20 protein-coding genes are annotated in these 23,870 nt (G+C 66.5%); 10 read left to right on the plus strand and 10 right to left on the minus strand.

The window, feature by feature from the left end; genetic code table 11:
• Nucleotides 1-82: 82 nt before the first annotated feature.
• From ACFWPX_RS10555 to ACFWPX_RS10585, 7 genes are read right to left on the minus strand one after another with little or no spacing between them, the layout of a single operon-like run.
• Nucleotides 83-724: a hypothetical protein gene (locus ACFWPX_RS10555; protein WP_378927168.1), complete on the minus strand. Its 642-nt coding sequence runs from the start codon at nt 722-724 to the stop codon at nt 83-85.
• Between the two features lie 22 nt (nt 725-746).
• Nucleotides 747-2,423, minus strand: coding sequence for an ABC transporter family substrate-binding protein (locus ACFWPX_RS10560; protein WP_378927169.1), 1,677 nt, complete (start codon nt 2,421-2,423; stop codon nt 747-749).
• 51 nt (nt 2,424-2,474) lie between these two features.
• Entirely contained in the window at nt 2,475-4,163 is a 1,689-nt protein-coding gene (locus tag ACFWPX_RS10565; RefSeq protein ID WP_378927170.1) for an ABC transporter family substrate-binding protein, read from the minus strand.
• Nucleotides 4,160-5,857, minus strand: coding sequence for an ABC transporter family substrate-binding protein (locus tag ACFWPX_RS10570; protein WP_378927171.1), 1,698 nt, complete (start codon nt 5,855-5,857; stop codon nt 4,160-4,162). The genes ACFWPX_RS10565 and ACFWPX_RS10570 overlap by 4 nt, the downstream gene beginning before the upstream one ends.
• A 31-nt stretch (nt 5,858-5,888) precedes the next feature.
• Nucleotides 5,889-7,733, minus strand: coding sequence for an ABC transporter ATP-binding protein (locus ACFWPX_RS10575; RefSeq protein ID WP_378920018.1), 1,845 nt, complete (start codon nt 7,731-7,733; stop codon nt 5,889-5,891).
• On the minus strand, nt 7,730-8,698 hold the full coding sequence (locus ACFWPX_RS10580) for an ABC transporter permease subunit (RefSeq protein WP_378920020.1): 969 nt from the start codon (nt 8,696-8,698) through the stop codon (nt 7,730-7,732). Before ACFWPX_RS10580 ends, ACFWPX_RS10575 begins: the two co-directional genes overlap by 4 nt.
• Nucleotides 8,695-9,672, minus strand: coding sequence for an ABC transporter permease (locus tag ACFWPX_RS10585; protein WP_378920022.1), 978 nt, complete (start codon nt 9,670-9,672; stop codon nt 8,695-8,697). Before ACFWPX_RS10585 ends, ACFWPX_RS10580 begins: the two co-directional genes overlap by 4 nt.
• An 86-nt stretch (nt 9,673-9,758) precedes the next feature.
• Here ACFWPX_RS10585 and ACFWPX_RS10590 point away from each other — a divergent pair, with 86 nt between their 5' ends.
• Complete coding sequence (locus tag ACFWPX_RS10590) at nt 9,759-10,586, plus strand: HAD family hydrolase (protein WP_378927172.1); 828 nt, start codon at nt 9,759-9,761, stop codon at nt 10,584-10,586.
• A 92-nt stretch (nt 10,587-10,678) separates the two neighbouring features.
• Here the strand turns inward: ACFWPX_RS10590 and ACFWPX_RS10595 are convergent, their stop codons facing one another.
• Nucleotides 10,679-13,009, minus strand: coding sequence for an N-acetylmuramoyl-L-alanine amidase (locus tag ACFWPX_RS10595; protein ID WP_378927173.1), 2,331 nt, complete (start codon nt 13,007-13,009; stop codon nt 10,679-10,681).
• Between the two features lie 217 nt (nt 13,010-13,226).
• Between ACFWPX_RS10595 and ACFWPX_RS10600 the strand changes: the two genes are divergently transcribed.
• Nucleotides 13,227-14,699 (plus strand): SpoIID/LytB domain-containing protein, encoded by a 1,473-nt coding sequence (locus ACFWPX_RS10600; RefSeq protein WP_378927174.1) that lies wholly within the window; start codon nt 13,227-13,229, stop codon nt 14,697-14,699.
• 3 nt (nt 14,700-14,702) lie between these two features.
• On the opposite strand, the gene ACFWPX_RS10605 is transcribed toward ACFWPX_RS10600, so the two are convergent.
• Entirely contained in the window at nt 14,703-15,203 is a 501-nt protein-coding gene (locus ACFWPX_RS10605; RefSeq protein WP_378927175.1) for a MarR family winged helix-turn-helix transcriptional regulator, read from the minus strand.
• A 103-nt stretch (nt 15,204-15,306) separates the two neighbouring features.
• Between ACFWPX_RS10605 and ACFWPX_RS10610 the strand changes: the two genes are divergently transcribed.
• Entirely contained in the window at nt 15,307-16,257 is a 951-nt protein-coding gene (locus ACFWPX_RS10610; protein ID WP_378927177.1) for an EamA family transporter, read from the plus strand.
• A 13-nt stretch (nt 16,258-16,270) separates the two neighbouring features.
• Here ACFWPX_RS10610 and ACFWPX_RS10615 read toward each other — a convergent pair whose 3' ends face one another.
• Nucleotides 16,271-16,897: a TetR/AcrR family transcriptional regulator gene (locus ACFWPX_RS10615; protein ID WP_378927178.1), complete on the minus strand. Its 627-nt coding sequence runs from the start codon at nt 16,895-16,897 to the stop codon at nt 16,271-16,273.
• A gap of 104 nt (nt 16,898-17,001) precedes the next feature.
• Between ACFWPX_RS10615 and ACFWPX_RS10620 the strand changes: the two genes are divergently transcribed.
• The 7 genes from ACFWPX_RS10620 to ACFWPX_RS10650 all read left to right on the plus strand — a co-directional run bounded on the left by ACFWPX_RS10620 (nt 17,002) and on the right by ACFWPX_RS10650 (nt 23,858).
• A complete protein-coding gene (locus ACFWPX_RS10620; RefSeq protein ID WP_378927179.1) occupies nt 17,002-17,712 on the plus strand; it encodes an SDR family NAD(P)-dependent oxidoreductase in 711 nt (236 codons plus the stop codon).
• A gap of 55 nt (nt 17,713-17,767) precedes the next feature.
• Nucleotides 17,768-18,529 carry a MerR family transcriptional regulator gene (locus ACFWPX_RS10625; protein WP_378920039.1) on the plus strand — a complete coding sequence of 254 codons (762 nt, stop codon included), beginning with the start codon at nt 17,768-17,770 and terminating at the stop codon, nt 18,527-18,529.
• Between the two features lie 200 nt (nt 18,530-18,729).
• Nucleotides 18,730-19,140 carry a hypothetical protein gene (locus tag ACFWPX_RS10630; protein WP_378920041.1) on the plus strand — a complete coding sequence of 137 codons (411 nt, stop codon included), beginning with the start codon at nt 18,730-18,732 and terminating at the stop codon, nt 19,138-19,140.
• Between the two features lie 77 nt (nt 19,141-19,217).
• Nucleotides 19,218-19,763 carry a hypothetical protein gene (locus ACFWPX_RS10635; protein ID WP_378920043.1) on the plus strand — a complete coding sequence of 182 codons (546 nt, stop codon included), beginning with the start codon at nt 19,218-19,220 and terminating at the stop codon, nt 19,761-19,763.
• Between the two features lie 92 nt (nt 19,764-19,855).
• Nucleotides 19,856-20,524 carry a hypothetical protein gene (locus ACFWPX_RS10640; RefSeq protein ID WP_378927180.1) on the plus strand — a complete coding sequence of 223 codons (669 nt, stop codon included), beginning with the start codon at nt 19,856-19,858 and terminating at the stop codon, nt 20,522-20,524.
• 173 nt (nt 20,525-20,697) lie between these two features.
• Nucleotides 20,698-21,936, plus strand: a complete 1,239-nt coding sequence (gene glf, locus ACFWPX_RS10645; protein WP_378927181.1) for a UDP-galactopyranose mutase — start codon at nt 20,698-20,700, stop codon at nt 21,934-21,936.
• Nucleotides 21,933-23,858, plus strand: a complete 1,926-nt coding sequence (locus tag ACFWPX_RS10650; protein ID WP_378927182.1) for a glycosyltransferase — start codon at nt 21,933-21,935, stop codon at nt 23,856-23,858. The genes glf and ACFWPX_RS10650 overlap by 4 nt, the downstream gene beginning before the upstream one ends.
• Nucleotides 23,859-23,870 lie beyond the last annotated feature (12 nt).

The raw sequence follows: 23,870 nt of genomic DNA on the forward strand, positions 1-23,870 counted from the left end.
GAGGTCAAGTGGTCAGACCAGTCAATTTCGGACAGGGCAATTGATGAGAAAACGGCACAGTGCCTGGTGATCGACTTCCGGGTCAGCTGGGGTCGGAGCCTCGGATGGCGGAGAGCCAGGTGAAGGTGGCTGCGGCGACCGTGGTGGTGGCGACGAAAGCGCCGAGGCCGCCGTTCATGACATAGACCCAGAGCAGGCCGACGAGGGGAGCGCCGATCGCGGGTTGGATGTCGAGGATCAGGCGGCGCGGGATGCCGTAGGCGGGTGGATCGGTGGGGCGGGACGGGTTGTCGATGAGCTTGCCCGGCGGCTCGGCCGTACGGACCCGGCCCGAGGGATAGAAACGCGTGTTCCCGGCATCGATGGATCGGCCGGTCAGTGCCAGATCGGTCGCGGTGAGCGTCGACAGCGCCGGGTCATAGAACACCGGCTGCCACACCACGCGGTCCCCACTGCTGATCTCCAGCCACGACCGGCTGACCAGCCGATACTGCTGCCGAACCCGCCTACCGCGTACCGTGCCGGTCGCCACCAGCCCGCTCGGAAGAACACCGAACGCAAAGCCCAATTGGTAAGCGGTGTAAGCGAGTACGGCCAGAGCGACCACGGCGAGCGCACTCAGCTGATCGATATCGGCGAACGGCACCCACGCGGCGATGATCGCGAGGGTGCCGCTCGTGACGAGCAGCGGATAGGTGAGTGCGCGCGCCGGGCCGGTATTCACTGTTCGAAGCCGACCTTCGGGTTCACTTCAGGAAACCGATCTTGGTGTAGTCGTAGGAGGCGAGGCCTGCCGCACCGAAGTTGGCGAGGTTGTCCCGTACTCCGAGATTGCCGGCGGACTGCATGAGCGGCAGGGAATGTCCCTCCTCGAAGACCATTCGATCGATCTGGTTGGCCAGCTCCTTGGCCTTGACCGGATCGAGTTCAGAGATGGTCTGCTCGATGAGGGCGTTGATTTCGGGAGAGCCGATGCGACCGTAATTGCCCTGGATGTCATCCGGGTACAAGCCGTAGATCTGCGTCAGGCTGCTGAGCGGGAAGGCATCGCCGGCATAGAACCACTGTCCTACGTCGAAATTGCCCGGCTTGAGGACATCGGGGAACAGGCCGGCGCCTGCCTTTGTCTCGACCGTCAACTTGACACCGATTTGCGCGAGGTTCTGCTGGATGATCTGCGCGGTCTGAATATTGGTCGGGTCGTTGTACATCACGTCGCGGATCTCGAGCTTCCGGCCGTCCTTCTCGCGCACATCCCCGTTGAGCTTCCATCCGAGGGCGTCGAGCTCTTGTGCCGCGGCCGCCGGGTCGAACCCGAGGCTGTTGTCCTGGTAGCCATCCTGGCCCTGCAGGTAGACGTGATTGTTCAGCGGTTTGGGGTCCCGGACGAGCCCGTTCTGGATCGCATTGGCGATCCCTTGCCGGTCGACAGCCTTCGAGATCGCGACCCGGACACCCTGGTCGGCGAGTATGGAACCGGGCGCGCCATTGAAGGTGAAGTGACCCCAGCCGTTGCCAGGCGCACGGCGGATCGCGATGCCAGGGGTACTGCTCACCGCCTTCAAATCGTCGCGACTGGCGATTCCCACCGCATCGATCTCGTTGTTCAGGAGGGCGGGAGTGAACGCCGAACTGTCGAGCACACTGAAAGTGATGTTGTCGAGTTTCGGTGTGTCACCCCACCATCGCGGATTGCGGGCGAGGGTGACCCGGCCTTGTCCGCGGTCGACGGACTCGATGATGAACGGGCCTGAAGACAGAGTCAGAGCCTCGACCTGGCTGTTGTTGAACGCTTCGGCGCTCGATGTGACAGACTTCGGGAAGAGAAACGAGTTGCCCGCGAATTGTCCCTGCCACTCGGCGTAGTGCTTCTTGAAGGTGATGACGGCCTGCTTGTCATCAACGCCGCGTTCGACCTTCTCGACCCGATCGAACCCGAAGTTGAGGGCGACCAAGTACGCCTTGTCCGCACCGCTGAGGGCCGCAGCCTGGGACCGAATGTCCTCCCATGAAATCGGCGTACCGTCGGACCAGACCGCCTTGGGGTTGATCGTGTAGGTGACCTGCTGCGGCTCGGTGTTGGTCAACGCGACGTCGGTGAAGAAGTCTGTATTCACCGAGAGATTCGCTGCCGCATCAGTTTTGAACGCACGCGGCATCACCGGACGCAGCATCGAGCCGGTGTTTCCGGTGTTGCCATCGGTGTGTAGGCCGTTCCAGTTCTCCGGCAGCGAGGAAATCGCCAGTCGAAGATTGCCACCGTCACGAAGTTCGCTGACGTCGTGCGGGTTGATGTCATTGGTGGTGCCGAGCGCGGCTTCACCGTCTGCCGCGATGTCGTCGCCGGAGCCACACCCGGCAGCGATCAAACTGACGATGACGAGGGGGATTGCCAGGCGGGTGGTCATCGAACGAATTCGCATTGACCGCTCCTTTCCTCAGGTTCGCTGCACGAGTGTGGGACGACGGTTTGTCTACTTGACGAAGCCGACCTTGGTGTAGTCGTAGGACGCCAACCCTTCCGCACCGTAATTGGCGAGGCCGTCTCGCGTCGCGACCGTGCCCGCGGATTGCACGATGGGAAGGGAGAAGCCTTCCTCGAAGATCATTCGGTCGGCCTTGTTCGCCAGTTCGATCGCCTTCTCGGGATCGAGTTCGCCGATGACCTCCTCGATCAGCGCGTTGAGTTCGGGCGAACCGATACGGCCCTTGTTGCTCAGCGGGTTCGCGGGATCGTAGGCGTAGATCTGGGGCAAAGCACCGAGTGGGAAAATGCTCTTCGCCCAGCTGAATTGGGCGATATCGAAATTGCCGGGGTCGATGACGGTCGTGAACAAGCCATTGCCGGGGTAGGTCTCGATGATCAGCTTCACGCCGATCTCCGCAAGGTTCTGCTGGGCGATCTGCGCGATTTGGATCCAGCTATCGGCCTGGTACATGACATCGCGGATCTCCAGCTTGCGACCATCCTTCTCACGCACGTCGCCGTTGAGCTTCCAGCCCAGCTCGTCGAGCATGCGAGCAGCGGCAGCAGGATCGTAGGAGACCGATTCGGCGTTGTCCTGGTAGCCCTTCTGGCCGACCAGGAAAAGGTGGTTGTTCAGCGGCTTCGGGTCGGTGACCACACCGTTCTGGGTGGCTGTGGCGATCGCCTGCCGGTTGATGCCCTTCGAAATCGCGATGCGCAGCTTCGGATCGGACAGCAACGCGCCGGGCGCACCGTTGAAGGTGAAGTGCGAGAACCTGTTCGCGGGCGCGCGGCGAACCTTGATGCCGGGCGTATTCGTCGCGGTCTTGACCTCTTCGACGCCGGACAAGGTAGAAACGTCGAGTTCGTTGTTCTGCAACGCATTCAGGCGCGCTGAATTGTCGAGGACGCTGTAGGTGACGGTGTCGAGCTTGGGGGTGTCACCCCACCATTTCGGGTTGCGGCTCAGCACGATCCGCTGCTGTGCGCGGTCGATCGTAGTGATGATGAACGGCCCGGACGACAGCGGCATATCGTTGCGGTACAAGTCGTCGAACGCCTGTGGCGATGCCGTGAGTTGGCGTGGGTACAGCGGATTGAACAGGCCCTTCCATTCCGCGTAGTGCTCGGCGAAGGTGACGATCGCCTGCCGGTCGTCGACGCCGCGTTCGACCTTCTCGACGCTGCTGTAGCCCTGGCTCGCCGCGATCTTGAAGGCGGTGTCGCGCCCGCTCAATACGTTGGCTTGAGACCGCAGATCCTCCCAGGTGATCGGGGACCCGTCCGACCAGACCGCTTTCGGGTTGATCGTGTATTTGATCTGCTGCGGGTTGGTGTTGGTGAGTTCGACATCGGAGTAGTAGTTGTGGTCAATCGTCAGATTGGCCGCCGCATCGGAATTGATCGTGCCTGGCAGTGCCCAGGCGGTGAGGTCGCTGATCTCGCCGTCGGAGTCGACGTGGAGGTTGTTGAAAGTCGCGGGGAAACTGGTCAGCGCCAATCGGAGATTGCCACCGTCACGCAAGGCGTCGCGATCCTGCGGATTGATGTCATTGACCGCGCCGATCGTGCTCGAGCCCGATTGCACGTCTACATCGGACCCACAACCACCCAGCACCAGAGTCAAAGCGAAAACTGGTGCCGCGATGCGGAAACCGGCCTGGCGCAGGCGCCTGGCGTAAGTAGCTGTGGTCATTTCGTGTATCCGATCTTCGTGTAGTCGTACGTTGCCAAACCGGGGGAGCCGATGTTGGCGAGGGTGGTGCGGGCGCCGACGCTGCCGTCGGACTGCATCAGGGGGAGGGAGTGGCCTTCTTCGAAAACCTTGCGGTCGACCTGGTTCGCGAGGTCGATGGACTTCGCGGGGTCGAGTTCGGTCAGGGTGCGTTCGATGAGGGCGTTGAGTTCGGGGGAACCGATCCGGCCGAAGTTGGACTGGAGGTCGGTGGGGTCGTAGTAGTAGATCTGGCGGATGCTGCTCAGGGGGAAGGGGTCGCCCTGGTAGATGTACTGGGCGGCATCGAAGTCACCCGGCTGGATCACGTCGGTGAAAAGGCCTGCGGCGGGTTTGGTGTCGATGGTCAGCTGAACGCCGATGGCAGCCAGGTTCTGCTGGATGATCTGGGCGATCTGGACCCAGGTGGGGTCGTTGTACATGACGTCGCGGATGACCAGGGTGCGGCCGTCTTTGGCGCGAGTGTCGCCGGTGCGGGTCCAGCCGAGGGCGTCGAGTTCGCGGGCGGCCGCTTCGGGGTCGTAGCCGAGACTGTTGTCCTGGTAGCCCTTTTGGCCTTGGAGGAAGACGTGGTTGTTCAGAGGCTGCGGGTTCTCGACAAGGCCGTTCTGGATCGCGGTAGCGATGCCCTGGCGGTCGATGGCTTTCGAGATCGCCACGCGGACAGCGGGATCGGCGAGGATCGAGCCGGGCGCGCCGTTGAAAGTGATGTGGCGCCAGCGATTACCCGGTGCGCGTCGGACAACGAGGCCCTCGGTTCCGCGGACGGTTTTCACGTCGTCGATGGTGGTGAGGCGGACCAGGTCCAGCTCGTTGTTCTGGAGAGCCTGCACCCATGACGTGTGGTCGAGCACGCTGTAGGTGATGGTGTCGAGAACCGGCTTATCACCCCACCATTTCGGGTTGCGGCCCAAAGTGATTCGCCCCTGACCGCGGTCGGTGGCGCTGACGATGAACGGGCCCGCGGTGAGCGTGATGGCATCGGCGAGGCTGGTGTTGAAGGCCTCGGGCGTGCTGGTCACCGACTTCGGGTACAGGGCGGAGTTGCCGGAGAACTGACCGCGCCAGTCTGCGTAGGGCTTGCTGAAGGTGAGGACGGCATGCTGGTCGTCGGTGCCGCGCTCCACCCTCTCGACGAACTCGAAGCCGTTGGTGATCGCGATCTGGTAGCTCTTGTCGCGCCCGCTCAGCGCGTGGGCCTGGGATGCGAGGTCTTCCCAGGTGATCGGCGAACCATCCGACCAGACAGCCTTCGGATTGATCGAATACGTCACCCGCATCGGATCGGTGCTGTTCAGAGCGATATCGGTGAAGAAGTCGGTGTCGACGCTGAGTTGACCCGCGGCGTCGATCTCGTACGAACGCGGCAGCATCGCGCGAACGATTTCGCCGATCTCACCGTTGTTGCCGTCATTGGACAGGATGTTCCAGTTGGCGGGGTAATCGGTGGTCGCCAAGCGCAGGTTGCCGCCCTCTCGCAGCTCGTCGACACCCTTGGGGTTGACGTCGCTGGTGGCGCCGATCGCATCGCTCAGCCCGGCCGCCGACTCATCGCCGCCACCCCCACAGCCCGCCACGATCATCCCGGCCGCCGCCACCACGGCGGCACAGCGCAATCGGGCACTTCGGCCTGCTTGCATTCGACGGGTTCTCATGGCGTCTCCTCTTTCGGCTGGACCGACGTTCTCAGCCGCTGACGACGGGTTCCGGTACGGCCGCGATGAGCGAGCGTGTGTATTCGTGCTGAGGATCGGCGAAAATCTGCTCGGCCGGGCCGGATTCGACGATCTTGCCCTGCAGCATCACCGCGATGTCGTGGGCGAGATTGCGCACCACCGACAGGTCGTGGGAGACGAACAGGTAGGACAGTCCGTGCTCGGCCTGCAGGTCGCGCAGCAGGTTGAGCACACCGGCCTGGATCGACACGTCCAACGACGAGACGGGTTCGTCGAGTACCAGCAGCTGGGTGTCGAGGGCCAGCGCGCGGGCGATGCTGATGCGCTGCTTCTGGCCGCCGGAGAAGTCCGAGGGGTAGCGATCGGCGTGTTCGGGACGCAATCCCACCTGCCGCAACAACTCCGGTACCCGCCGGTTGACCTCTTCGCGCGACCGGCCGTCGATGCGCAGCGGTTCGGCGAGCACGTCGAAGATCGGCAGGCGCGGGTCCAGGGAGGCACTGGGGTCCTGGAAGACGATCTGCATCTTGCGGCGGATCTCGCGGGTGCGCGCCTTGGTGAGGGTGGCGACGTCGTTGCCGAGTACCTCGATGCTGCCCGACTGCGGGCGGGCCAGGTCCATGATCTGCGACAGCGTCGTCGACTTGCCCGAACCGGATTCGCCGACCAGCGCGAGGGTGCGGCCCGCGCGCACCGAGAAGCTGATGCCGTCGACCGCGCGGACCTCGCCGGTGCGGCGGCGCAGCAGCACCCCGGAGGTGAGCGGGAAGGTTTTCACCAGGTCGGTGACGCGCAGGACCACGTTTTCGTCGGTGCGGTCGGGGTGCGCCGGGGCCGGGATGTCCTTGCGGTAGGCCTCGAAGAGTTGCTTGGATCCGACTTCGGCGGTGCGGATGCAGGCCACCGAGTGGCCGGGGCTCACCTTCTCCAGCGGGGGTTCGGCGGCGGTGCAGTCGCCGATCGCGACCGGGCAGCGCGGCGCGAACGAGCAGCCGGGCGGCAGGGCGTGCATGGCGGGCGGGGCGCCGAGGATCGGGATCAGCGGCGTGCGTGGCGGGCCGTCCATGCGCGGAATGGAACCGAGCAGGCCGACGGTGTACGGCATCCGGGGAGCGGCGAAAAGCTCGGCGACAGGCGCGGTTTCGACAATCTTGCCCGCGTACATCACCGCGACCCGGTCGGCGACGGTGGCGGCGATACCCATGTCGTGGGTGATCATGATGACGCCCGCGCCGGTGATGTCGCGTGCCTTGCGCAGCAACGCGAGGATCTGCGCCTGCACCGTCACGTCGAGCGCGGTGGTCGGTTCGTCGCAGATGATCAGGGCGGGGTCGTTGGCGATGGCCATGGCGATCACCACGCGCTGGCGCATACCGCCGGAGAATTCGTGCGGGAAGGCCCTGGCACGGGCCCTGGCATCGGCGATGCCGACCAGTTCGAGCAGCTCGACGGCCCGCTCACCGGCTTCCTTGCGGCCCATCTTGCCGTGTGCGAGAAGGGCTTCCGCGATTTGGTCACCCACCCGGTACACCGGGGTCAGCGCGGAGAGCGGATCCTGGAAGACCATGCTGATCGAGGAACCGCGCAGCTTCGACATCTGCTTGTCGCCGAGGCCGAGCAGTTCGCGGCCGCGCAGGCGCACCGATCCCTGCACCCGTGCCTGTTCGGGCAGCAGGCCGATCACCGCGAGCGAGGACACCGACTTGCCCGAACCGGACTCGCCGACGATGGCGAGCACCTCGCCGTCGGCGACGGTGTAGTTCACCCCGCGCACGGCCTCGACGCGGCCTTCCTCGCCGGGGAACGAGACCCGCAGGTCGGTGACCTCGAGCAGGGGTGCGGTCGACGCGGTCATCGCTTCTCGGCTTTCTTCAACTCCACCTGCGCCTCGTCCTTGTGCTCGGCGACCTCCTTGCGGGCCTTGCGCGCGCCGCGGGCGCCGGGGTCGAACGCGTCGCGCAGACCGTCGCCGACGAGGTTGGCGCACAACACGATCGTGATCAGCAGGCCACCGGCGAACAGGAACAACCACGGGTAGGTGAGCGCCGACTTGGTGCCCGCCGCGATCAGCGAACCCAGTGACACATCCGGCGGCTGCACACCGAAACCGAGGAAGCTCAAACCGGTTTCGGCCATGATCGCCGAGCCGACGGCCAGGGTGGTGTCGATGATCAGGATCGAGGCGATGTTCGGGACGATATGGCTGAGGATCACGGTGCGGGTCGGCGCGCCCATGTACCGTGCGGCGCGGACGAATTCGCGGTCACGCAGGCTCAGGGTGAGGCCGCGGATGATGCGGGCGGCGATCATCCAGCCGAACACGCTGAGCAGCACGATCAGGATCGCGATCGACCCGGAACCCTTGGTGCGCGGCGCGAACAGCGCGATGATGATGAAGCTGGGAACCACGAGCAGCAGGTCGACGAACCACATGATGGCGCGGTCGGTCCACCCGCCGAGCAGCCCGGCCACCGCACCCGCGGTCGCGGCGATGACACTGGCGAACAGCGCCACACAGAAGCCGATGATCAGCGACTTCTGTAGTCCGCGCAGGGTCTGGGCGAGGACGTCCTGGCCGATCTGGGTGGTGCCGAACGGGTGCTCGAGGCTCGGCGGCTGCATCAGCGCCTTGTAGTCCATCTGCTGGTAGTCCCACGGCAGCAGCGGCGGCAGCGCGAAACTGGCCACGAGCAGCACCAGCAGGATCACCGCGCCGACCACGGCGGGTTTGTTGCGCAGGAAACGGCGCCACACCAGTTTGCGGCGTCCGGCGGCGATGGCCTCCGGTGCGCCGACGACGATGAGTTCGGTTTCGGTCATGAGACACGCACCCTCGGGTCGAGCAGGGCAAGGACGACATCGGAGAGCAGGCCGGAGACCAGCACGACCAAACCGGCGAACGCCGTCACCGTCACCACGACATAGAGGTCCTGGGCATTGATCGCATCGATCAGCCATTCACCTACGCCGTGCCAGCCGAAGATCTTCTCCACGAAGGTGGCGCCGGTGATCAATCCGCCGAGGCTGTAGGCGAACAGGGTGGCCATCGGGATCAGCGCGGTGCGCAGGCCGTGTTTGTACAGGGCCCGATTGCGGGTCAGGCCCTTGGCTCTCGCCGTTCGGATGAAATCGCTCTGCAACACGTCGAGCATGGCGTTGCGCTGGTAGCGGCTGTAGCCTGCCATGCCGCCCAGCGCGAGTGCCAGGGTCGGCAGCACCAAATGCTGTGCGCGATCGACCATCTGGTTCCAGAACCCGGTGATCTGGGTGGCCGAGGTCTCGCCGGTGTAGAGGAAGATCTGCGTGCCGGTCATCGTGTTGATCTGCAGCGCGCCGTATTTCAACAGCGTCGCCAGCAAGAAGATCGGCGTCGACAGGATCAGCAGCGACAGCACCGTCGAGAAATAGTCGCTGAATTTGTACTGCCGGATCGCGCCCGCGGCACCGATCAGCACGCCGAGCACGGTGCCGATGACCGAACCGAGGATCAGCAGCCGCAGACTCACCGCCACCCGCCTGCCCAGTTCCTCACTCACCGGCTGCCCGGCCAGGGTGGTCCCGAAATCCCCTTGCACGACGCCGCCGAGCCAGGTGAGATAGCGCTGTGGGATCGGCTCGTCGAGATGCAACTGCTCGGCCTTCGCGTCGATCACCGACTGCGGCGGACGCGGGTTGCGCTGCTCGAGGCTCTCGAGCGGGTTGAACGTGAGGGATGCCAGGCTGAACGTCAGAAACGATGCCAGCAGAAGGAGCACAACGTAGTTGAGTGTGCGCCGCAACAAGAAGCCGGTCATCAGTCCCCTCTGGATCGGGTAATCAGGCCCTGATCATAGGGACAGTCCGGCGTCCCCGCGTGGCGACGTGCGGCAGGATAGATGGGATGACGCACCTGCACCCGAAACCGCAGCTGGTGGCCAGCGACGTCGACGGCACGTTGATCGACGACTCCGACAAGGTCTCGGCGCGCACCAAGGCCGCCGTCGGGGCGCTCGTCGCCGATGGCGCCACCTTCGTGCTCGCCACCGGCCGCCCGCCGCGCTGGATCGAACCGGTCGTCAGCGAACTCGGGTACGCACCGCTCGCGATCTGCGGAAACGGCGCGGTCATCTACGACAGCGCCACCGATCGGGTGCTGTCCAGCCACACCCTCGATGTCGAGACCCTGAGCTGGTTGGCCGAGGTCGCCGAACACGCTTTACCCGGTTGTGGGCTGGCGACCGAGCGGGTCGGGGCAAGCGCGCACGACGCCGTGACCCAGCAGTTCGTGAGCTCGCCGACCTACGAACACGCCTGGCTCAATCCCGACGACACTGTCGTCTCGCACGCCGAGGTCATCGACTCGCCCGCGATCAAGATGCTCATCCGGCTCAGCACGGCCCGCAGTTCCGAGATGCGCGCCGCCCTCGCCCCGCTCATCGGCGACCGCGCCGAGATCACCTACTCCACCGAGAGCGGGCTGATCGAGCTGGCGGTGCCGCAGGTGACGAAGGCATCCGGGCTGGCCGAGGTCGCCCGGCTCATCGGCGTCGAGAACGCCTCGATCGTGGCGTTCGGCGATATGCCCAATGATGTGCCGATGCTGGCGATGGCCGGGCACGGAGTCGCGATGGGGAACGCGCATCCGGAGGCTCGGGCGGCGGCAGACGAGGTGACGGGCAGCAATATCGACGACGGTGTGGCGATGGTGCTCGAGCGTTGGTGGCGCTAGGCCCAGCGACGAAATAAACCCAGCGACGAAATAAAACGGCCGGTGCCCCTCGCTCGGAGGGTGCACCGGCCGTTCTTCGCCGTGACCGGGGGTTAGCCGGTCGGGGCGGGTTCGGGGACCGGCGGGTCGGCCGGGACCTGTTCGACGGGGACGGGTGCGGCAGCCGGGGCGGGTGGTTCGGCGGGTACCTGCGGGCCTGCCGGAATCGCGAGCCCGAGTGTCGGCGCGGTCTGCGTCTGGCCCGGCTTCGGCTGTCCGTTCATTTCCTGCTTGTAGGTCTCGTCGTAGGTCTTCCAGAACGTCGTGACGATGCCCGTGAGCTCGTTGAGCACCAGTGAACCGTGCTGGAAATCGGTGCGAAGACCGTTCGGGACCAGGTAGGAGCCGGTGGTCGGCAGGCCGAGCACGCCGGAGTCGGCGCCGAGGCTCAGATAGCGGTCGAGAATCGCGCCGACCACCTCGAATACCTCAGCACCCTCGCCCGAATAGACGAAACCGTTGGCGAACTTCGCGTACTGACGGCCCTGCGCGCCCGCGATCAGGTCCGACTGCGGCGCGCCGAGCGGGCCGTCGACCCCGCCCTTGGCCACCCAGTGCTTGGCGATCGCGTTGTCGCCGGACAGGCCGAGGAACTTGTCGACCATCGCGCCCAGCTCGGCCATGTTGCCCTGCGGTGCGCGCGCCTGCTGGCTCGGCGGACGATTCACCGTCGGAGGTGAGGTGTAGGTGCCGGAATTGCCCGCCGCGATCCCGCGGATGCGGTCCATCAGCGCGTAGGCGGCGTCGCCGGGGCAGTCGGTGTTGCCGACATCGCGGTGCGCGAACACCACCGGCAGGTCGACCGCTTCGTCGTAGGCGTACGGGGTGAACTCGGTGCCCTCGGAGTACATCGTGGTCGTGCCCTTGGGATTGATCCCCGCGAGCTTGGACCGCCAGCCGATGAACTTGCCGATCGCGTTGATCGCCTCTTTGCTCGGCTCCTCGGTCTCGTAGTTGCCCATCAGCGCCACACCGGCGGTGTTCTCGTTGAAACCGCCCGCGTGCGCGCCCTGCACCGCGCGGTCCAGGCCGCCGTAGCGGCCCTCGAAAATCTGGCCGTACTGGTCGACCATCGCGTTGTAGCCGACGTCGCACCAGCCGAGCGTTTCGGCGTGATAGGCGTAGATCGCGCGGACGATGCCCGCCGATTCGGAGCGGCTGTAGTCGTTGCGACCGGCCGTGTGGTGCACGGTGATGCCGCCGAGGCCGTCGTCGTAGGTGGGTTCCTGGCAGCGGATCGATTCGTCGGCACCCCACTGCGCGCGGGTGATGACCTTCGGTCCGCCACCGGGCAGTGCCGCGGCGACGTCATTGAGCGCGGCATCGATCGCGGCCCGGCCCGGATTGATCAGGATGGCCTTGAGTGCGGCCTCGGTGAGGTGGGCTGGGTCGTGGTCGTGGTCTGGGCCCGCGGCGGGCTTGCGGGTGACCAGCATCTGCACCGCGGTGGTCTCGCCGACGTAGATCGGTTCGGTACCGGTCGGCGCGTCGGCGGGGGTGTGATCGGTGGCCCTGGTGTCGAGCGGGTCGGCGTCGTACCAGGGGCCCCAGTTGCCGTCGAGCTGGCGGGCACGGAGTTTGGTGGTGGTGTTCGCCAGGTCGCGAGCGGTGATGGCGACCATGCTGAACGGGGTGTCCTGGGTGAGTTCCTTGACCTGCGCGCCCACCTGGTCGATGACGTCGGAGCTGACCGCGCCGGGGGAGAGGGCGGGGGTGTCGGGGGTGGTGCCGGGTTCGAGGTTCTCCGGGTCAGCGATGAATTTCGCACCGCCGGCACGGCTTTGGGAAACCGGTGCGCCGGTGGGAGGTGCGGCCGCAGCGGGTGGCTGGGCAGCGGGCGCCGGTGCGTCCGGGGCCGGAGCTGGTGCGACCGGAGCAGGTGCGACCGGAGCAGGCTGGGCTTGGGGTGCCGCGGCGGGGGGAGCGGGGGGTGCGGTGGGGACCGACGTGCTCGGGACCGGTGGGCGGGCAGGCGTGCCGGCGGCCCCGGGTGCCGCGGCGCCCGGTGCGGCCTGCTGCGTCGGGGTCGGCTGCGGTTTCGTCGGCAGCTGCGGCAGCTGGATCTCGGTGGGCAGCGCCACGCCCGGGGGTACCGGCAATCCCGGGGGGATCGGGATCGAGGCCGGCAGCTGCAACATGCGCAGGTCCGACAGGTGTAGGTCGGGGAGGTCGAGACCGGTCAGGTCACGCAGCGGGACCGTGATGTCGGGAACCGAGGTCAGCGCGACCTCGGCCAGCTGCGTCGGCACGGCCGCGACCTGGGAATCGTTCGCGCTGCGGTAGTCGGTCGAGTCGCTGAGCGCGAACGCGCCGACCGGGGCGGCGACAACAAGGGTGGTGACCACCGGGAGCACGTAGGAACGTTTCGGCTTTCGGTATCGCACGTGCGACTCCTATCAGGGTCGAGCTCGTGTTTTTCCGCGCATGTGATGCTTGCTTCCTCTAACCTCACGCATCACACTAGTTAACATACGTCACACATCTCAACCTCAACTTGAGGATTATGTGATTGCTCGAATGTAGCCCTCGGATCCCGCTCGGCGACGACGACATGCCGACGCGAGCTCCGCCGGTCGAACCGCGAAACCGTGGGAGCGCAGTATGAGAGCGAACGCCTCGATCAACCGCAGGACCAGCCGTGGCACCCGTCGCCGCGCCGTGCCGATGATCTGGACCGTGCCGCTGCCGGTGCTGGTCAGTGGCACTGTGCTCGCGTTGACCGGGGCGATCGGGCTGTGGCAGATCCTGCCGGGTCAGATCGCGCCGACCGTCGGCGCGGGACACGGCCGCGGCATGAGCCAGGTCGGCGCCTTCGACAACGCGCGGGCGGGCTGGTCGGCCGAGGAGATTCTCGGCCACTACTACCCCGGGGCAGATCTCGGGCAAATCGGGCCGACAACGATCGGCGTCCGGCTCCAGGCCCAGGACGACGCCACCCTCGACACCTTCGCCGCCGCCGGTGCGCAGGTCGCAGGGCGCACCATCGGCCCCGGCGACGCGGCCCATCTCACGCCGCTGCCCGACGGCGGGGCGAACGTGGTCGTGACCGCGGGCTGCGACGGAGAAGTGTTGTGGCAGGACACGACCGACGATCCGTTCGTCTATCCGGTCGGCGCCGGTGCGGGCAGGCCGGCCGAGGAACACCTGACCCTCTGCGGGGGCACCGCCTATCGTGGCGCGCTCGGTGTGGCGCTCGAAGGCGAGGCCTATCGCACCGTCAACCAGGTGGACCTCGACGATTACCTCGCCGGCGTACTGCCCGCGGAAATGCAGGCCAACTGGGCCGACCAGGGTGCCTTCGAAGCCCTACGCGCACAAGCGATCGCGGCCCGTTCCTACGCTCTCGCCGAGAGCCGCTACGACTACGCGCAGACCTGCGACACCACCGACTGCCAGGCGTATCCCGGTACGGTGAAAGAGGATTCGCGCAGTACCGAGGCCGTCGCCGCCACCACAGGCACGGTGTTGTTGCGTGACGGGCAGATCCTGCGCTCGGAATACTCCGCGGCCCCTGATGGTGGTCGGCCCGCCGATATCGAAACCTTCGCGGTCGGACCGGCGCCGAGTGAACTCGTCGAATCCGCCCCGGCCCCAGCGGTTCCCGCCGCACCGGCGCAGCCGGATCTGACCATCGAGGCGCTGGCGGGTGAGTCGGTGATCGACACCGAGTACCGGCGCATCGGCGGTGCCGACAGTGCGGTGGGTGAGCCGATCGGGCCGGAAATGCTGCTGCCGCAACGGGCGGGCACGTATCGGATGTACACGAACGGTGTCATCGTCGCGACGCAGACGCTCGGCGCGCAGGTCGTCGACTTCTCCACGCTGCTCCATCTCGTGCCCGACGCGGGTGATCAGTTGCCCTCGACGGCTTCGGGTCGGCCCAAGCTGAAGACGCCGGAAGGTGGTTTGCCCCAAGTTGTTTCGCCTGGTGGTACGCAGGGCGTGCAGTTTCCCTCGGAGGCCGAGGTCAGGGGCGAACCCGTGTACGGCCCGGTGAACCCCGCCGCTGCACCCGGCGCGCATGGCGTGGAGTACGGCCCGGCCGCTGCTCCCGGCGTACACGACGGGGAGTAGGTCTCAGTCCAGAGTGGTGTCGTTCAGCGCGACGGCCAGGGTGCGCAGCAGGTCGGCGAGCTGCTCGCGGTCCGTGGCGCCGAGGGCGGAGAGCAGGCGCTGCTCGTTGGCCATGTGCAACGGCAGCAGCCGGTCCACGAGTTCGCGGCCCTCGGCGGTGAGCTGCACGAAGACCGAGCGGCGATCGTCGGCGGAGGGGACGCGCCGGACCAGGTTCTTCGCGGCCAGGCGGTCGATGCGGTTGGTGATGGCGCCCGAGGTGACCATCGCGGCACGGTTGAGCGCGCCCGCGGTGAGGCCGGTCTCGCCGCCGGAGCGACGCAGCGTGGCCAGCACGTCGAACTCCCAGAATTCCAGGCCGTGACCTGCGAAGAAGCGTTTCAGGTCCTGCTCGAGGACACGCGAGAGCCGGGTGATCCGGCCGACGATCGCCATCGGTGACACGTCGACATCCGGGCGCTCGATGTTCCAGTGCTCGGTGATCAGGTCGACAGCGTCGCGCATCCCATTTCCCTCTCGGTTGAAACTCTTAATGTTCATCTACTTGACGTAGAGATACGTCGGCGAGTAGATATTTCAATGTTGAGATTATCAATCAGGAGTGAACATGACGACCGCAACCCGCTCCACCGGCTACGCGAGCACCCTCGCGCTCACCGCTCTCACCCCGATCGTGTGGGGCTCCACCTACGCCGTGACCACCGAATTCCTGCCCCCCGACCGGCCGCTGTTCACCGCGCTCATGCGCGCGCTCCCCGCCGGGCTGGTGCTGCTCGCGCTGACCAGGGTGCTGCCACACGGCAAGTGGCTCGGCCGGGCCGCGGTGCTCGGCGTGCTCAATATCGGCGTGTTCTTCCCGCTGCTGTTCCTGGCCGCGTATCGGCTGCCGGGTGGTGTCGCCGGGGTACTCGGTGCGGTCGCGCCGATGTTCGCGCTCGGATTCGCCGCCGTGCTGCTGGCCGAAGCGCCGACAAGGCGGAAGGTGATCGCGGGTGTCGTCGGCGTGTTCGGTGTCTCGCTGGTCGTGCTCCGCGGCACCGCCGAACTCGATCTGATCGGCGTGGTCGCCGGTCTCGCCGGTGCGGCCTCGATGGCGGCGGGAACCGTGCTCACCAAGAAATGGGGACGCCCCGATGGCGTCGGCCCGCTGGCGATGACCGGCTGGCAGCTCACCGCGGGCGGGCTGTTCATCGCGCCGCTCGCCCTGCTGATCGAAGGTGCGCCGCCCGCGCTGGACGGCGAGGCTATCGGCGGCTATCTCTACCTCGGCATCATCGGTACCGCGCTGGCGTACTGGCTGTGGTTGCGCGGAATCTCGCGTGTACCAGCGACTTCGGTTGTATTCCTCGCCCTGCTCAGCCCGGTGTCGGCCGCGGTGATCGGCTGGATCGCGCTGGGGCAGGCGCTCACCACGTTGCAGATTCTCGGCCTCGGTATCGCCCTTGCGGGCACCGTTCTCGGCCAGATTCCTGCCAAGTCGAAGGACGCTGAACCTGCTGAGGTATCGCCTACGGGTCCGGCGGTGCCGATTCTGGTTTCGGCGACGACTCGAGTCTGAATCCGCTGAGCGGTCAGCCGCGCATCGCCTGCATCAACTGGTCCTCGGTGAGGGCCGGAATCGGCAGGGGGTGCGCGGCTTTCGCGCGCAGGCCGTCGAAGATGAAGGCGAGATTGCGGCGCCAGATGTCGGGGGCGACGGTGCTGGTGGCGGCGAGAACGCTGGTGTGGGACCAGGTGATGAAGGCGATGTCCTCGAGGGTCCAGTCGGGGCGGAGGGCGCCTGCCTCCTGAGCGCGGACGACGATGCGCCGCATGAGTCCGTGCCCGTGTTCGCGGGCGCGTTCGACGCCGGCGCTGGGGGCATTGCGCAGGGCCAGATCGCCGAGGATGCGGTCGGCCGCCTGGAGTTCGCAGATCTTCTCGACCAGGAACACGAACGATTCCCACGGATCGGTGAGTTCCATGGCCTGTTCGGCGATCCGGCTGCCCGCCTCCATGCGGTCGGCGACGGCGGCGGCGATCAGGGCGTCGCGGGTGGGGAAGCGGTTGTAGAGGGTGCCGATCGCGACACCAGCGCGGGCGGCGATGTCCTTGAGCGGGGCGTCGAGGCCGCGTTCTTCGAAGACCGCGCGGGCCGCCGTCACCAGCGCGACGCGATTGCGTTCGGCGTCACTGCGCAACGGCTTGTCCTCGGGCATCCGCCGATCCTACAAATCCGGCGCGCGAAATATCTTGAGCATAGGTTCAACTTAATGCTACGTTCGGGATAACTTGAACCAACACTCAACTTATGGGGTATCGGATGCGTACGCTCGCGATCTTCGGCTACGGACCAGGACTCGGCGCCGGCACGGCACAACACTTCGGCCGCAACGGTTTTCGAATCGCGGTGATCGGACGAAACCCGGTCGCGCGTGCGGCGGCGCTGCGCGCGGAGGGAATCGAGGCCGAACCGTTCGCCGCCGACGTCACCGATCCCGCCCAGGTGCTCGACGTGATCGGCCGGATCGAGCAGAAGCTGGGGCCGATCGACGTCGCGTTGCATTCGGCGGCCGCCGATATATCGGTGCGCAGCGCCTCGACCGTCGACGTCGACCGGCCGTCGCTCGAGCTGCCCTTCGCGCTCAAGGTGTACTCGCCGATCCACCTCACCCGCGCCCTGCTGCCCGCGATGATCGCCCGCGGCAGTGGCACGCTGCTGTTCTCCTCGGGTGCCTCCGAACAGCACCTACAGCCCTACCTGGCCAATGTCGGTGTCGCGCTCGGTGCGCAGCGCGCTTACGTGCGGCAGCTGGCGGGCGAGCTCGAAGGGACCGGCGTCTATGTCGGGCTGCTCGCCATCGGCTCGCTCATCGAGAACAGCGCGGCCCAGCGGATCGTCGACGCGAATCCCGACCTCGTGCCCGCCGGGCTGGTGCTACCGCGAGTGGACAACGACGAGCTGGGCGCTCGGCTGTGGCGGATGTACACAGAGCGCGACACGGTGGAGGTCGAAGTGGGCTTCGCGTCTTGACCTTGACGTAGCGTCAACTTGCAGAGTGGAGGTACCGACGAGAAGGGAGCAGGTCATGGTGGGTGAATGGTCCATCCAGGACCTCGCGAAGGCCGCGGGCACCACCAGTCGTACGTTGCGCCACTACGGGCAGCTCGGGCTGTTGGAGCCGAGCCGGATCGGGGCCAACGGCTATCGCTATTACGACCAGACCTCTCTTGTTCGACTGCAGCGAATTCTGCTGCTGCGCGAACTCGGCCTCGGCCTTCCCGTGATCGCCGAAGTCCTCGCCGGTGAACAGGACACCGCCGGTGCGCTGCGGACCCACCTGGAACTGCTTCGGCAGCAGCAGGATCGGGTGGCGCGGCAGATCGAGTCGGTGTCGACCACTTTGCACAAGACAGAAAGAGGTGAACCGCTCATGGCCGCAGAGGTTTTCGACGGTTTCGACCACACGCAGTACAAGGACGAAGTCACCGAGCGCTGGGGTAAGCAGGCCTACGAGAGCGGTGATCGCTGGTGGCGTTCGCTGACCGACGCCGAGAAGAAGGGCTTCCAGCAGACCCAGCTCGACATCGCCGCCGACTTCGGAAAAGCCTTCACCGCAGGACTTCCCGTGGACGGTGACGTTGTCCAGGCGATCGTCGCCAGGCACCGCGCCTGGCTCGGTGTCGGCGGCACCCAGGGCAAACCGGTGTCGAACGAATACCTGCTCGGACTCGGCGAGATGTACGTCGCCGACCCCCGCTTCCGGGGCAACTACGACGTACACGGCGAAGGCGTGGCCGAGTACATCCTCGAAGCCTTCCGCGCTTACGTCGCAGCCCATCCCGCCTGAACGGCCAGTGGGCGAGAGGTCGAACAGCGAGCGGACAAACGGGCCCGGATTCCGGGCGGAGGTCTGCTCGCTGCCTGCTCTCATCGAGTCGACGATGGATTGATTCCCGGGACGACGCCCAGCTCGCACAGTCGAACACCCCGCGTCCGCCGGTTCCGCCGTATAACTGACGGCGACGTCGACAAGTAGCGGGGACAGTGGTGGAACAGGTGCGGCCCGAGCGGCCTTCGCGCGCGGTGACCGCGCTGATCGCGGGCTGGCTCGGGGTGCTGGTCGGCGGGGCGGGAATCTTCGTCGGCACGGCGACCGCGGTGCTGCGGGCGGTCGGGCGCGAGATCGACCTCGACTATGTGGGCGCGGGGATCGTCGGTGGGCTCGGGGTGGTGTATCTGCTCGGGGCGGTGCTGTTGTTGCGGCGGCGGATGCTCGGCAGGCGCGTGCTGCTCACCATGGCGGCGGTGATGGCTGGGGCGACTTTGCTGGTCATCGTGCTGAATGGGGCCAGTCACGGATGGCGGTTCGGGCCGCTGGATTTCTGGCTGGTGGTCAATGTGGTGATCCTCGCGCTCAGTCTGAGCGAGCCGACGCGGCGCTGGACCACCACGCGGTAGGCGTATCTCGCGCCGTGCGCGGCTGAGGAACGGTGCGTGGCCGCGCCCATCAGGGCCGTACGGGATACGGTCGGGGGATGGTCGTGCTGGAGACGAAGTCGAAGAGCGGCGAGGTGGCGGCGATGGTGGCCGGGTGCCTCGCGGGGATCGCCGCGGTGGCGAACCTGGTGGGGGCCGTGGTTCTCGTGCGGTCGTTCCGGAGCGATCCGGGCGAGCTCGACGACTCGCTGACCCTTTTCGCCACGCTCGGCGCGCTGGTGTCGGTGTTCGCGTTCGTTTACGGTGGCGTGCTTCTGGCGCGCCGGGACGAGGCCGGGCGGTGGCTGATCGTTGTCGCCGCGGGCGCGCAGCTCGTCCTCGGAATGCTCGGCCTGCTCGCCTCGCTCGTGAACTACGACTCCGGGTACGGGATCCACTGGTTCGCCGACGAACCCGTGATCCGGTCGATTCTGGTCGGCCTCGGCGGGGTACCCGGTGCGGTGACGGCGATCGTGAACCACAGCTGGGCGGCGGCACTCTCGGGCGCCGTGTTCGGCGGGGTCGTGCTGTTGGCCGCGGCACTGCCGTGGACGGCGGCCTACACGCTCGCTCGCCCGGAAGACGTTGTCGGACCGAACGTATAGTTTCAGCAGGTCAGCATTACCGCGGACGGTGCTGCGAGGCCGGGACACAAGATAGCGGCTTCAGGTACAGCTCGCCAGGAGGGGGAACAACCATGGGGTATCCGTACGGCCCACAGCAGGGCCAAGACCCGTACGCGGGGCAGGGGTACGCGCAACCCGGCTACGGACCCGACCCGTACGGCGGCCAGCCCGGCTACGGTTCACAGCCTTACGGTGCTCCCGTTCAAAATGGTTATGGCGCACCAGCTTACGGTGCCGCACCCTACCCGTACGCGCCTGGTTACGGTCAGCCGCGAGCGGGTGGCGGTACGGCTATCACCGCCGCGGTGATCTCGCTGCTGCTGTCATTGCTCGCACTGGCAGGCATCGGCATCGCCGCGGCGATCCTGATCGGCGAGGACACCGGCAGCGTTGCCGGGGACGAGGTTCGAAACGCGGCGACCGTCAGCTTGCTGATCGGATCCGCGGTCTGCCTGCTGTGGTTGCTCGGCGCGATTCTGCTGTTCCGCCGCAAGACCGCGGGTCGGGTGATCCTTATCGTCCTGTCCGGGCTCGGCCTGGTGTTCAGCGTGCTCTCGACCGTGCTCCCCCTGGTGACCGGCAACGGCGCTGCGGGGAACGAGGCGACGATCGTGCTGATCGGCGGTGTGGTGGGCGGCGCGGTACCGCTGCTGATCTTCCTGCTCGCTGTCGCCCCATCCACGGGCCGCTGGATCCGCGCCGGGCAGTCGGGCGGTTATCAGCAGTACCCGCAGTACTGACCGGTGGCGGCACCAGCCACCTGACGCTGGATCAGAGCCGGACGGCCGGCGCAGCGGTACCGACGGCGGCCTCGGGCCACGTCTCTTTCCTGGAGGGATGAATCGGCCCTGGTCAGGACGTGGTCGGAGACTCCGCCGGGACAAACGGTGGTCTTCCGATACGCTGGGCACCCGTGACCGCCGCATCGTCCTCGGGTAACTCCGTCAACGCAGATTCCAACGCCCCGGCAAACCAGTACGACCTGATCGTGGTCGGCTCCGGTTTCTTCGGGCTGACCGTCGCCGAGCGTGCAGCGAACGTGCTGGGCAAGCGGGTGTTGGTGATCGACCGCCGCTACCACCTGGGTGGCAACGCCTACTCGGAGCCCGATCCGGAAACCGGTATCGAGATCCACAAGTACGGCGCGCACCTGTTCCACACGTCGAACAAGAAGGTCTGGGATTACGTCACCCAGTTCACCGAGTTCACCGGGTATCAGCACCGGGTGTTCGCGATGCACAAGGGCCAGGCGTACCAGTTCCCGATGGGGCTCGGCCTGATCTCGCAGTTCTTCGGCCGCTACTTCACCCCGGAAGAGGCCAAGGCGCTCATCGCCGAGCAGGCCGCCGAGGTCGAGACCGGTGACGCGCAGAACCTCGAGGAGAAGGCGATCTCGCTGATCGGCCGTCCCCTCTACGAGGCGTTCGTGCGCGACTACACCGCCAAGCAGTGGCAGACCGACCCGCGCGAGCTGCCCGCGGGCAACATCACCCGCCTGCCCGTGCGCTACAACTTCGACAACCGCTACTTCAACGACACCTTCGAGGGTCTGCCGAAGGAGGGGTACACGAAGTGGCTGGAGAACATGGCCACCTCCGACCTCATCGAGACCAGGGTGAACACCGACTGGTTCGACGTGCGGGACGAGATCGTCGCCGCCAGCCCGGACGCCCCGATCGTCTACACCGGCCCGCTGGATCACTACTTCGATTACGCCGAAGGTGAATTGGGCTGGCGCACCATCGACTTCGAGACCGAGGTGCTTCCCCAGGGTGACTACCAGGGCACCAGCGTCATGAACTACAACGACGCCGATGTCCCCTACACCCGCATCATCGAGCCGCGTCACTTCCACCCCGAGCGCGACTACCCGACCGACAAGACGGTCATCATGCGCGAGTTCTCCCGCTCCGCGCAGACCGGCGACGAGCCGTACTACCCGATCAACACCCCCGACGACCGGGCCAAGCTCCTCGCCTACCGCGAGCGGGCCAAGCAGGAAACCGCGGAGAAGAAGGTGCTGTTCGGCGGCCGTCTCGGCACCTATCAGTACCTGGACATGCACATGGCGATCGGTTCGGCGCTGAGCATGTTCGAGAACGTGCTGCGTCCGCACCTGGAATCCGGTGCGCCGTTGGTGGATGAGGCATGACCAAAGCCATGCTCGAAGACGTGACCACCGAAACTCGCGCCATCTCGCTGCTGCAGCGGGTCATCCTGCCGCGGCCGGGTGAGCCCCTCGACGTGCGGACCCTCTACCTGGAGGAATCCACCACCAACGCCCGCCGGGCACACGCCACCAGCCGCACCGCGCTCTCGATCGGCGCGGAGTCGGAGGTGTCGTTCTGCACCTACTTCAACGCGCTGCCCGCCAGCTACTGGCGTCGCTGGAGTGTGCTGGGTTCGGTGGTTCTGCGACTGGAACTGGCCGGGCACGGCCGCGCCGACGTCTACCGCTCCAAGGCCGACGGTTCGCGAATTCACGTGCAGGGCAAGGAGTTCGCCGTCGCCCAAGGCGCGGACTCGGTGGTCGTGGAGTTCGAAACCGATCTCGGCCCGTTCGAGGACGGCGGCTGGATCTGGTTCGACATCACCACCGACACGGCCGTCACGCTGCTGTCCGGTGGTTGGTACGCACCGCAGGAAGCGCCCGGCACGGGCACTATCGCGGTCGGCATGCCCACGTTCAACCGCCCCACCGATGCGGTGAAAACCCTTGGCGCCCTCGGCTCCGACCCCCTCGTGCTGGAGAAGATCGCCGCGGTGATCATCCCCGACCAGGGCACCCGCAAGGTGGTCGACGAGCCCGGATTTACCGAAGCCGCAAGCGTTCTCGGTGATCGTCTCGCCATCCACGACCAGCCCAACCTCGGTGGGTCCGGCGGCTACAGCCGGGTCATGTACGAGGCGCTGAAGTCCACCGATGCCGAATTCATCGCCTACATGGACGACGACATCGAGATCGAGCCCGACTCGATCCTGCGCGCCCTGGCCTTCTCGCGGTTCGCGAAGTCGCCGCTGCTGACCGGCGGGCAGATGCTCAACCTGCAGGAACGTTCACACCTGCACGTGATGGGCGAGGTCATCGACCGCGGCATCTTCATGTGGGGTGCCGCGCCCAACGTCGAGTACGACCACGATTTCTCGAAGTACCCGCTCAAGGATCGCGACAACTCCAAGCTGCTGCACCGGCGCGTCGACGTCGACTTCAACGGCTGGTGGACGTGCCTGATCCCGCGTGAGGTCGCCGAGGAAATCGGCCAGCCGCTGCCGTTGTTCCTGAAGTGGGACGACGCCGAATACGGCCTGCGCGCCCGCGATGCCGGCTACCCGACGGTGACCCTGCCCGGTGCGGCGGTCTGGCACATGGCCTGGTCCGACAAGGACGACGCCATCGACTGGCAGGCCTACTTCCACCTGCGCAACCGCCTCGTCGTCGCCTCGATGTACCTCCCCGGCGACGGCAAGCCGATGATCGTCAACACGATCAAGGCCACCCTCAAGCACCTGCTGTGCCTGGAATACTCCACGGTCGCCATCCAGAACGAGGCGATCCGCGACTTCCTGGCGGGCCCGGAGGGTCTGTTCGACCTGCTCCCGACCGCGCTCGGCAAGATCCACGGCATGCGCAAGCAGTTCCCGGACGCTGTCGTCGTGCCCTCGTCCACCGAACTGCCACTGGCCAACCGCCACGGTGTCGGCGCGGTCGGCGAACCGGGCAACCCCCTCGCCAAGGTCGCGCGCCTGGCCAAGGGTGTGGTGCACAACTTCCGCAAGGCCGACCCGGCCGCCTACGAGACCCCCCAGCTCAACGTGCCGACGCTGGACGCGCGCTGGTACCTGCTCTCGCAGGTCGACGGTGTCACGGTGACCACCGCCGACGGACGCGGCGTCGTCTACCGCAAGCGTGATCCGCGCCAGGCCCGCGACCTGCTCAAGGAAGCGATGCGCCTGCGCAAGGAACTCACCACCCGCTTCCCGGAGATGCAGCAGCGCTACCGGGCCGCGCACGCCGAGCTCACCAGCACGGCGGCGTGGGAGAAGACCTTCGGCTTGAACGGAACCGCGAAGTGACCAACACCGAAC

Source organism: Nocardia sp. NPDC058518 (assembly GCF_042719655.1).
Classification (GTDB): domain Bacteria; phylum Actinomycetota; class Actinomycetes; order Mycobacteriales; family Mycobacteriaceae; genus Nocardia.